11 protein-coding genes are annotated in these 10,452 nt (G+C 70.4%); 10 read left to right on the forward strand and 1 reads right to left on the reverse strand.

The genetic code is table 11. The features are described from left to right. From HZU84_RS19535 to lipA, 9 genes are all read left to right on the forward strand, one after another. The coding region (locus HZU84_RS19535) for a cytochrome c biogenesis ResB family protein (protein WP_180693102.1) at positions 1 to 844 on the forward strand (844 nt) is incomplete at its 5' end. A 25-nt stretch (positions 845 to 869) separates the two neighbouring features. Further along, positions 870 to 2,237, forward strand: a complete 1,368-nt coding sequence (gene ccsB, locus HZU84_RS19540; RefSeq protein WP_149504840.1) for a c-type cytochrome biogenesis protein CcsB — start codon at positions 870 to 872, stop codon at positions 2,235 to 2,237. Positions 2,238 to 2,304: 67 nt separating this feature from the next. Then, positions 2,305 to 2,706, forward strand: coding sequence for a hypothetical protein (locus HZU84_RS19545; RefSeq protein WP_149504839.1), 402 nt, complete (start codon positions 2,305 to 2,307; stop codon positions 2,704 to 2,706). A gap of 65 nt (positions 2,707 to 2,771) precedes the next feature. Next, a complete protein-coding gene (gene msrP / locus HZU84_RS19550) occupies positions 2,772 to 3,800 on the forward strand; it encodes a protein-methionine-sulfoxide reductase catalytic subunit MsrP (RefSeq protein WP_149504838.1) in 1,029 nt (342 codons plus the stop codon). Further along, on the forward strand, positions 3,800 to 4,441 hold the full coding sequence (locus HZU84_RS19555) for a protein-methionine-sulfoxide reductase heme-binding subunit MsrQ (RefSeq protein WP_149504837.1): 642 nt from the start codon (positions 3,800 to 3,802) through the stop codon (positions 4,439 to 4,441). The genes msrP and HZU84_RS19555 overlap by 1 nt, the downstream gene beginning before the upstream one ends. A gap of 122 nt (positions 4,442 to 4,563) precedes the next feature. Then, positions 4,564 to 5,784, forward strand: a complete 1,221-nt coding sequence (locus tag HZU84_RS20340; protein WP_219341019.1) for a hypothetical protein — start codon at positions 4,564 to 4,566, stop codon at positions 5,782 to 5,784. A gap of 160 nt (positions 5,785 to 5,944) precedes the next feature. Further along, a complete protein-coding gene (locus HZU84_RS19565; RefSeq protein WP_149504835.1) occupies positions 5,945 to 6,487 on the forward strand; it encodes a hypothetical protein in 543 nt (180 codons plus the stop codon). 103 nt (positions 6,488 to 6,590) lie between these two features. Continuing rightward, on the forward strand, positions 6,591 to 7,247 hold the full coding sequence (gene lipB / locus HZU84_RS19570; protein ID WP_375139045.1) for a lipoyl(octanoyl) transferase LipB: 657 nt from the start codon (positions 6,591 to 6,593) through the stop codon (positions 7,245 to 7,247). A gap of 83 nt (positions 7,248 to 7,330) precedes the next feature. Beyond that, positions 7,331 to 8,323, forward strand: a complete 993-nt coding sequence (lipA, locus tag HZU84_RS19575) for a lipoyl synthase (protein ID WP_149504833.1) — start codon at positions 7,331 to 7,333, stop codon at positions 8,321 to 8,323. Here lipA and HZU84_RS19580 read toward each other — a convergent pair whose 3' ends face one another. Further along, positions 8,324 to 10,075 carry an ABC transporter ATP-binding protein/permease gene (locus HZU84_RS19580; protein WP_149504832.1) on the reverse strand — a complete coding sequence of 584 codons (1,752 nt, stop codon included), beginning with the start codon at positions 10,073 to 10,075 and terminating at the stop codon, positions 8,324 to 8,326. It lies immediately after the preceding gene. A 138-nt stretch (positions 10,076 to 10,213) separates the two neighbouring features. Here HZU84_RS19580 and HZU84_RS19585 point away from each other — a divergent pair, with 138 nt between their 5' ends. After that, entirely contained in the window at positions 10,214 to 10,405 is a 192-nt protein-coding gene (locus HZU84_RS19585) for a hypothetical protein (protein WP_149504831.1), read from the forward strand. The last annotated feature ends 47 nt before the right edge of the window (positions 10,406 to 10,452 follow it).

Genomic DNA, 10,452 nt, shown 5'->3' on the forward strand with positions numbered 1-10,452 from the left:
GCTGCGCGATGCCGCCGGCCAGGCCCGCGAGTACAGCAACTACATGCTGCCGGTCGATCTGGACGGTCTGTCCGTCTTCCTGGTCGGCGTGCGCGACACGCCCGACCAGCCCTTCCGCTATCTGCGCATTCCGGCCGACGAACGCGGCACGATGGACGACTGGATGGGGCTGCGCGCCGCGCTGGCCGATCCGGCCAGCCGGGCCGAGGCGGCGCGCCGCTATGTGCGCCAGGCCGCGCCGGACGGCAAGCCCGAGCTGGCCAGCCAGCTCGAGACCTCGGTGCTGCGGGCGCTGACGCTCTATGCCGGCGACGAAGTGGTGCGCCAGGCGGCACCCAGCGCCGGCCTGCAGGCGCTGCAGGACTTCATCGAGGACTCGGTGCCCGAGGCCGACCGCGCCCGCACCTCCGAGGTGCTGATCCGCATCCTCAACGGCGGCCTGTTCGAGCTGACCAATCTGGTGCGCGAGCGCGCCGGCCATGCGCCGCTGCAGCCCAGCGACGCCACCCAGCGCTTCATGGGCCAGGCGGTGCTGTCGCTGTCGGACTCCTTCGCCTACCCGGCGCCGGTGGTGCTGAGCCTGACCGGCTTCGAGCAGATCCAGGCCAGCGTCTTCCAGCTCACCCGCGCGCCGGGCAAGACCCTGGTCTATGCCGGCTGCGTGCTGCTGATCATCGGCGTGTTCGCGATGCTCTACATCCGGGAACGCCGGCTGTGGATCTGGATCGAAGGACCGGCCGACGCGACGCGCACCACGGTGACGATGGCGCTGTCGGCCACCCGCCAGTCGCTGGACAACGACAAGGACTTCGACGCGCTGGCGTCGAGGATGCTGAAGCCCTGATCCCTCTGCCTCCCCCGCCGCCGCCATGAACACCACCACCGCGTCCCCGACGACCACGACGACGACGCTGCAGCTCGGCCGTGCGTCCTACTTCGGTTCGCGCAGCCTCTACGACTGGCTGTTCGCGCTGCTGCTGCTGTGCGGCGCGGTCTTCGTCTGGCAGCGCTACGGCGCGGCGATGAACGGCTACGAGGAGGGCATCCTGATCGGTGCGGTGCCCAGCCTGATCGCGCTGGGCTGGTTCTGGGGGCCGCTGCGCACGCTCAGCCTGGGCGTGGGCGCCGCCTCGCTGATGGCGATCTCGCTCTATCTGCGCCAGACCGACGCCTTTGGCGCCGACCTGGCCGCCGCCGAGCAGGTCTTCCTGCTGAAGTACATGCTCTCCAGCCAGAGCGCGATTCTCTGGATGAGCGTGCTGGTCTTCATGAGCACGATCGCCTACTGGGCCGGCCTGCTCTCGGGCAGCGACGCGGCGCAGCGCATCGGCTCCTGGCTGGCCTGGGGTTCGGTGGTGATGGCGCTGATCGGCACCTTCGTGCGCTGGTTCGAGAGCCATCAGATCGGCCCGGACATCGGCCACATCCCGGTCAGCAATCTGTACGAGGTGTTCGTGATGTTCGTCTGGATGACGACGCTGATCTACCTCTACTACGAGCGTCACTACGCCACCCGCTCGCTGGGCGGCTTCGTGATGCTGATCGTCAGCGCCGCAGTCGGCTTCCTGCTCTGGTACACCGTCTCGCGCGGTGCGCACGAGATCCAGCCGCTGGTGCCGGCGCTGCAGAGCTGGTGGATGAAGATCCATGTGCCGGCCAACTTCGTCGGCTACGGCACCTTCGCGCTGGCGGCGATGGTCGCGCTGGCCTATCTGGTCAAGACCGCGCCGCCGCGCTCGCTGTGGCTCGGCCTGGTGGGCGTGCCGGGTGCGGTGCTGCTGGTGCTGGCGGGCTTCTGGGCCTTCGGCAGCGTGTCGCCGGAGATCTCGCAGGCGCTGCTCAAGACGATGCGCATGCTGGGCGGCTGCCTGGCGCTGTTCGCCTTCACCATCGTTGCCCGCGGCGTCATCGGCGCCCGTACACCGGCGCCCGAGGTGCTCGACGACGTGATGTACCGCGCCATCGCGCTGGGCTTCGCCTTCTTCACCATCGCCACCATCCTGGGCGCGTTCTGGGCCGCCGAGGCCTGGGGCGGCTACTGGAGCTGGGACCCGAAGGAAACCTGGGCGCTGATCGTCTGGCTGAACTACGCCTCGTGGCTGCACATGCGCCTGGTCAAGGGCCTGCGCGGCCAGGTCGCGGCCTGGTGGTCGCTGGTCGGCCTGGTGGTGACGACCTTCGCCTTCCTCGGCGTCAACATGTTCCTGTCGGGCCTGCACTCCTACGGCGAGCTGTGAGCGCCTGAGCGGCGCTTCAGCCCGGGCGGCGCCCGGCCGATAGCGCGGGGCAGAGAGGTTCCCTGCCATGCCCCACATCCTGCGCGACGCCAGCGGTCGCATCGCCAGCGTGCACCGCGATCCGCAACCCGGCAGCGAGGCGGTGCCGGCCGATCACCCGGAGCTGGCCGAGCTGCTGGGCGAGTCCGCCACCGAAGCGGCCTTCGCCAGCCTGGACGCCGGGCTGATCCGGGTGCTCGAGGATCTGGTCGATGTGCTGGTGGCGCGCAACATCATCTGCATCACCGACCTGCCGCCCGAGGCGCAGCACAAGCTCTTCACCCGCAAGAACTTCCGCGACCGCTTCCAGCGCAATGCGCTGCAGCTCTGGGGGGACGGGCCCTCGACCGCCTTTGGCGGCGACACGCTGATCCCCACGATCGGCGGGGACGAGCCGGTGCCTGCCCGTCCGCGTCGCCGGCCGCTGTAAGAATCGGGCGTCTTCCCCGACAGAAGGGCTGTCCTGCTGCCCTGCTGTCCGCCCTGGAGCGCCCGATGCCTGTCCGACCCCACGCCCATCCCGATCACGGCTTCATTCATCCGCGCTCGAGCGAGATCACGCCGCGCGAGATCCACGATCGCCGCCGCGACTGGCTGCGCCAGCTCGCTGCCGGCGCGGGTGGCCTGGCGCTGGCGGGCTGGGCCGGGCGCGAGGCGCAGGCGCAGGCGCAGCCGCAGTCGGCCTCCGCACCTGTCCGGCCGGGACGTCTGGCCGCGCTGCCGGGCGCGCGCAGCGCGGTGGCCGGCGCCACGACGATGGAGCGCTCGACCGCCTACGCCGACATCACCGCCTACAACAACTTCTACGAGTTCGGCACCGACAAGGCCGATCCGGCGCGGCTGGCCGGACGGCTGCAGACCCGGCCGTGGAGCGTCGTCGTCGAGGGCGAGGTGAAGCGGCCGCAGACGCTCGACCTCGACGCGCTGCTGCGCCTGGCGCCGATGGAGGAGCGCATCTATCGCCTGCGCTGCGTCGAGGGCTGGTCGATGGTGATCCCGTGGGTCGGCTGGTCGCTGGCCGAGCTGATCCGCCGCGTCGAGCCGACCGGCAATGCCAGGTATGTCGAGTTCCACACGCTGGCCGATCCGAAGCAGATGCCCGGCGTCAGCTCGCGGGTGCTCGACTGGCCCTATGTCGAGGGCCTGCGCCTGGACGAGGCGATGCATCCGCTGACGCTGCTGGCCTTCGGCCTCTACGGCGAGGTGCTGCCGAACCAGAACGGCGCGCCGGTGCGGCTGGTGGTGCCGTGGAAATACGGCTTCAAGAGCGCCAAGTCGATCGTGAGGATCCGCTTCACCGAGCGCCAGCCGCTGACCGCCTGGAACCGCTCGGCGCCGCAGGAGTACGGCTTCTATTCCAACGTCAACCCGGAGGTCGACCACCCGCGCTGGAGCCAGGCGACCGAGCGGCGCATCGGCGAGGACGGCCTGTTCGCGCGCAAGCGCCCGACGCTGCCCTTCAACGGCTATGGCGCGCAGGTGGCCTCGCTGTACGCGGGCATGGACCTGAAGAAGTTCTTCTGATGAGCGCGCCTGCGCTTGCCCGCCTCGACGCGGTGCTGCGCCGGCCAGGCGCCAGGCGGGCCGTCTGGCTGCTGTGCCTGCTGCCGCTGCTGGGCTGGATCGTGCGCGGCAGCACCGGCTGGGCTGGCGGCCTGGGCGTCAATCCGGCCGAGACGCTGCTGCGCGGCACCGGCGACTGGACCCTGAACCTGCTGCTGGCCGGCCTGGCGCTGACGCCGCTGCGGCGCCTCTCCAGCCTGAACGGCCCCGTGCGCTGGCGCCGCACCGTCGGGCTGTGGGCCTTTGCCTATGCGCTGCTGCATGCGCTGGCCTATGCCTGGCTGGACATGGGCCTGGATCCGGCGGCGATCGCCAGGGATCTGGGCAAGCGGCCGTTCGCGCTGATCGGCTTCCTGGCCTTCGTGCTGCTGCTGCCGCTGGCGCTGACCTCGACCGACCGCGCGATGCGCGCGCTCGGCGGCCGGCGCTGGCAGCGGCTGCACCGGCTGGTCTATCTGATCGCGCCGCTCGGTCTGCTGCATCTGGCCTGGATGCGGGCCTCGAAGGGTCGGCTGGCCGAGATCGCTCCCGAGGTGCTGGCACTGCTGTTGCTTCTCGGACTGAGATGGTGGCGTCGTCCGGCCCCGCGTTCCCTGGATTGACGCGCCGGAGTGCCTTCCAGATCACACCCGATCCGCTCCGGTTGTGACAAAGTTGGCAAATTTGTTGACACAATTTTCAGGCATCCTTAGGATTGATGTAACAAATTGTCATGGAGGGGATCGTGAATGCCAACACGACAGAGACGGACATCGAGACCCAGCCGCCCTGGGATCTGATCGCGCTCCTGGTGCTGGCCTTCATCGTGCTGGGCTGGATGGCGCTGGCGGTGTCCTACAACCCGAGCCGGGGCGCGCAGCACACCTTCGAGAGCCTGCACAGCGTGGTGCTGCACCAGTACCAGACGCTGCCCTGGCGCAGTTTCCTGACCGAGATGCACAGCCGCCACGGCCCGGCCTTCTATGCGCTGGTCAGTGCGCTGGGCCTGTCGCTCGAGGGCATGCGTGCGGCCGGGCTGGTGATGCATCTGACCTCGACGCTGCTGCTGCTGCAGATCGCCCTGCGCCTGGGCACGGACTGGCAGAAGGCGGCACTGCTGGCGAGCGCCTTCTTCGCTTCGCCCTTCCAGTTCGGACCGGCGCTGTGGGGGCATCCTGAAGCGCTGGCCATGCTGCTGCTGATGCTGGGCCTGGTGGTGCCGCGGCTGACCCGTGGCCTGTCGCGGCATGCGCCGGTCGTGCTGCTGCCGCTGACGGTCACGGTCGAGCCGTCCGGCGCAGCGGCGGTGGCCGCTTCCTGTCTGGATGACTGGCGCCGTCGTCGCTGGCTGGCGCTGCTGCCCAAGGCGGGCGTGGCGCTGCTGGCCTTGCTGACGATCCATCTGACCTGGCGCGAGATGCCGGCGCCGGGTCTGTCGGGCACGCTGCCGCTGCCGCAAGCCCGTGCCTTCCTGATCGCGCTGGCGCTGCTGGTGCTGGGCCTGCAGGCGGGCGACCGCATCAACCGGCGGGTCCGGCCCGCCGTGCTGCTGCATCGCTTCCTGCTGCTGTGGCCGGGGGGGGTGGTGCTGTATGCGCTGTCGCCCGCGCTGGTCGGCGGGGGCTTCGTGTTCTCGCGGCTGGACCGCATCGAGGGTGCGCTGCTGGCGGTGCATCTGGCCAGTCCGGCGCTGATCGCCCTGGTGCTGGCCTGGAGCTGGAACGCGCTGCGCAGCGACCGGCTGGCCAGCGCGCAGATCCTGATCTGTGCGGCGGCGCTGGCCTGCGCCGGCCAGGGCTCGCTCTATCTGAAGGATGTGGACTTCTTCTTCTGGCCCCTGCTGCTGATGCGGCTGCTGCGCTGGGGCGCACGCCGTCCGGCACTGCGCGAGTCGCTGCTGCAGGCCGCGATCCTGTGGACCGGCATCGCGCTGACGCTGGCGACGCTGTCCTATCCGACGCTCTGAGCGTCGTGCATCGATCGTGCTGATTGCACGGCGATCCCGCCGCTTTTCCGGCTCACCCTGAGGCGAGGGGGAGTCATCGCGCGCCGGCCTGCCTAGGATCGAGGCCTGTCGAGCGACCGGTTTCAGCGTTGCCGGCAAGCGGGGGAAAGAAGCGATGTCGATGAACATGCATCACGAGAAGGCGAGCGGCCGGCTGGAACAGGCGGCGCGTCAGGACGGCTGGATCCAGCGGCTGGAGCAGGCCCGCCAGCGGCGCGACCATCTCGAGATGGCGCGGCTGCTGCTGGCGGCGGCCGACCAGGCGATGGCCGAGGCCGGGCCGGACGACGAGACGCTCGAGCACGCGCAGTGGCTGCTGGCGCGCACGCAGCGCTCGGTCAGCGCCACCGGCAGCCATGCCGAGGGCATCCGGGCGACGGCCGAACTGCTCGAGGCGATGGATCGGCTGCTGCGGATGTGGGTCGAGCGCGATCGTCCGGCCGCCGCGCGGCTGGCCATCGAGCAGGTGCGCGACACCGCCTTCGACCTGGCGCGCCGCGTCGAGCGCAGCGAGGATCTGGGCCTGCGCTGCACCCTGCTGCTGCGCACCGCCGATGTGCTCGAGCGCATCGGCGATGCGGTGGACGCGCAGTCGCTGCGCGCGCGTGCCTTCCACCGGCTCGGCAGCGCGCTGGGCGGGGTCGACATCGCGCTGGCCGCCTGAAGTCCGGCCGGACGGGCCGTGGCGGGGCAGGGCGGTGTGACAATGTCGCATGACTGCCGCCACGATCCCTGCCCACGCTGACCTGTCCGGCCTGCTGCTGCGCATGCTCGGTCGGGTCGAGCATGTGCCCACCTTCGATGCGATGCGTGCCTTCACCGAGGCACGCACGCCCGACACGCCCGACGAACTCTGGCTGTGCGAGCATCCGCCGGTCTTCACGCAGGGCGTGGCCGGGCGGCCCGAGCATGTGCTGGGCGCAGGCAGCATCCCGGTGGTGGCGACCAACCGCGGCGGCCAGGTGACCTTTCACGGCCCCGGCCAGGTGGTGGCCTACCCGCTGATCGACCTGCGCCGGCTGGGCATCTTCGTCAAGGAATACGTCTACCGCGTCGAGGAGGCGGCGATCCGCACGCTGGGCGAGTTCGGCGTGACCGGTCACCGCGTCGCCGGCGCGCCCGGCATCTACGTGCGGCTGGACGATCCGTTCGCGCACGGCGCGCTCACCGGCCCGGCCGATCCGCGCGATCCGTTCCGCGGCCTGGGCAAGATCTCGGCGCTGGGCATCAAGGTCAGCAACCACTGCACCTACCACGGCGTGGCGCTGAACGTGGCGATGGATCTGGAACCCTTCGAGCGCATCAATCCCTGCGGCTATCCGGGGCTGCGCACGGTCGACTTGGCTACACTCGGCGTCTCGACCGACTGGGCGACGGCCGCCGACCTGCTGGCCCGCTACCTCGCCCGTCTGCTGAGCCGCTGAGGGCGACGCCGCCCGCCGGCTACGACGCCTTCCGCCCATCCGCTCCGCCGCCTCTCCATCCCCATCGGGATCCTGGACGCATCATGCCGACCGACAACGTCACCCACACCGCGCAGACCGGCGCGAACTACGACCCGACCGCCAAGCAGAAGGCCGAGGCCAAGACCGCGCGCATCCCGATCAAGATCGTGCCGGCCGAGACGCTGAAGAAGCCCGACTGGATCCGCGTCAAGGCCGGCAGCCCGACCACGCGCTTCTACGAGATCAAGCAGATCCTGCGCGAGCACAAGCTGCACACCGTCTGCGAGGAGGCGAGCTGCCCGAACATCGGCGAATGCTTCGGCAAGGGCACCGCGACCTTCATGATCATGGGTGACAAGTGCACCCGGCGCTGCCCGTTCTGCGACGTCGGCCACGGCCGCCCGGATCCGCTGGACGTGGACGAGCCGGCCAACCTGGCCAAGACGATCGCGGCACTCAAGCTGAAGTACGTCGTCATCACCTCGGTCGACCGCGACGATCTGCGCGACGGCGGCGCCGGCCACTATGCCGAGTGCATCCGCGCCACCCGCGAGGCCTCGCCGCAGACGCAGATCGAGGTGCTGGTGCCCGACTTCCGTGGCCGCCTCGACAAGGCGCTGGCGATCCTGAAGGACGCGCCGCCCGACGTCATGAACCACAACATGGAGACCGTGCCGCGCCTGTACAAGGAAGCGCGCCCGGGCGCCGACTACCAGTTCAGCCTGACGCTGCTCAAGCGCTTCAAGGAAGAGGTACCGCATGTCCCGACCAAGAGCGGCCTGATGGTCGGCCTGGGCGAGACGGACGAGGAGATTCTCGAGGTCATGCGCGACATGCGCGCGCACGACATCGACATGCTGACCATCGGCCAGTACCTGGCGCCCTCCGGCCACCACCTGCCGGTGCGCCGCTATGTGCACCCGGACACCTTCAAGATGTTCGAGGCTGAGGCCTGCAAGATGGGCTTCACGCACGCGGCGGTGGGCGCCATGGTGCGCTCGAGCTACCACGCCGACCAGCAGGCGGCGCACGCGGGCGTCACGCCGGCAGCCTGATCAGGCTGCATCGGCGCCGCCCTCGCCGAAGCGGTGGCCGCGCGCCGGGTGCAGCGACCAGCCGCCGTCGCCATGCAGCCGCAGCACCTGCTGGTGATAGGCCAGCAGCGCCGGCCGGTGGCTGATGCTGACCGGCGTGCTGCCGGCGGCCACCAGCCGCGCGTACAGCAGCGCCTCGTTTGCCGCGTCCAGCGCGCTGGAGGCCTCGTCCAGGATGACGAAGCGAGCCCGCGAGCGCAGGGCCCGCGCGAAGGCCAGGCGCTGCTGCTCGCCGGTCGACAGCACTTTCGCCCAGTCGCGCACCGCGTCGAGCCCGCCGACGCGGTCGGCCAGGTCGGGCAGGTTGACCTCGCGCAGCAGCGCGCGCAGTTCCTCGTCGGGCAGCGGCCGCTCCGGATGCGGGTAGAGCAGCTCGTCGCGCAGCGTGCCGGTGCCCAGGTAGGGGTGCTGCGGCAGGAACATCACCTCGTCGCCGTCGGGCCGCACGATGCGGCCCGAGCCGGTGGTCCACAGCCCGGCGATCGCACGCAGCAGCGAGCTCTTGCCGCAGCCGCTCGGGCCCTCGATCAGCAGGCCGTGGCCGTCGCTGATCGTCAGCGACAGGTCGCGGATCAGCAGGTGCTCGCGCTGCGGCGTCATCACCGCGACATGCTCAAGCGCGAAGTCGCGCCCGGGCAGCGTCTCGATGCGGCTGTCGCTGCGGCCGCCGCCGGCCTCGAGCCGGTCGAGCGCGCGGCTGAACTCGTGCAGCCGGTTCACCCCGGCGCCGAAGCGGCTCAGGCTCTCGAAGTGCTGCACGATCAGCGTCAGCGCGCCCAGGATGGCCGAGAAGGCGCCGGCGGCCTGGATCGCGCGGCCGACCTCCATCTCGCCCGACAGCACCTGGTCGGCGATGATGATGCTGGGCAGCGCCATCGTCAGGAAGCTGTGGCCGTACTGGAACAGGTTCAGGCCGAACTGCCAGCGCAGCACCTGGCGCGCATTGCCGTACAGGCTGGCGAACAGGCCGCGCAGCCGGCCGAGCTCCTCGCGCTCGCCCTCGTGGAAGGCGATCGGCTCAGCATGCTCGCGCAGCCGCACCAGGCCGAAGCGGAAGTCGGCCTCGCGGCGCAGCTGGCGGAAGTTCAGCCCGATCAGCGGCCGCCCGAACACCGCGATCGTGATCCAGGTGCCGGCCACCGCGTAGACGATCAGGAAGGCGACGAGCAGGCGCGAGATCGACCACAGCACGCCGGTGAAGGCCACCAGCTCGATGAGCGCGCCGAGCAGCACCATCAGGAAGTACAGCGACTGGCCGGTGAAGCTGTTGACGTCCTCGGCGATGCGCTGGTCGGGGTTGTCGATCGCCGCGCCGGACTGCTGCGTCAGCCGGTAGAAGGCGCGGTGGCCGAGATAGCGCCCGAGCAGGTGCGCCGTGAGCCAGCGCCGCCAGCGCAGCCCCAGCGTGTCGCGCACGAAGTAGTAGCAGGCCCACAGCGGCACGGCCACCACCAGCAGCAGGCTGAAATGGCGGATCGCGCGCCAGAAGCGTTCGGCGTCGCCGGCGGCCAGCGCCGAGGTGAACTCGCCGCTCTGCTGGTTGAACAGCACGTTGAAGCTGGTCTGGCCGAGCAGCAGCACGATCAGCAGCGCCAGCAGGCCGATGGCGCGCGTGCGCTCGGCGCCGCTCCAGTACGGACGGGCCATCGCGACGAAGCGCCACCACAGGCGGCGGTCGACGGGAGGATGGTCGATGGGTTCGGCTCGGTTCATCGGGAGGCGGTTGCAGGACAGGACCGACAGGCCGTCGCGGTCCGGACTCACAGGCCGGCACAGGCGCGATGCCTATCCTGAAGTCAGTGGTCCCGTGTGGTTTCGGGGCTGATCATCATTTGCCCTGGAGTGTTCATCATGGATCTTTCTGTCCGCTGCCTGTCCGTCCACCGTGTGCGCCCGGGGGCGCTGATCGCCTGCCGGGCCGGCTGCTCCTCGCGACTGCGCCGCCAGGGGCGCAGCCCGGTGCCGGCCGGTGCGGGCACGATCGTGCACTGCCGGTGGAACGAGCGGCTGCATGGCATCAGCCTGCAGGCGTGCTGCGGCTGAGCGCGGCCTCGCGCACCGTCTGGTGCACGAAGGCGAGCCGGTCCAGC

It is taken from the genome of Sphaerotilus sulfidivorans, from assembly GCF_013426975.1.
Taxonomy (GTDB): Bacteria; Pseudomonadota; Gammaproteobacteria; order Burkholderiales; family Burkholderiaceae_C; genus Sphaerotilus; species Sphaerotilus sulfidivorans.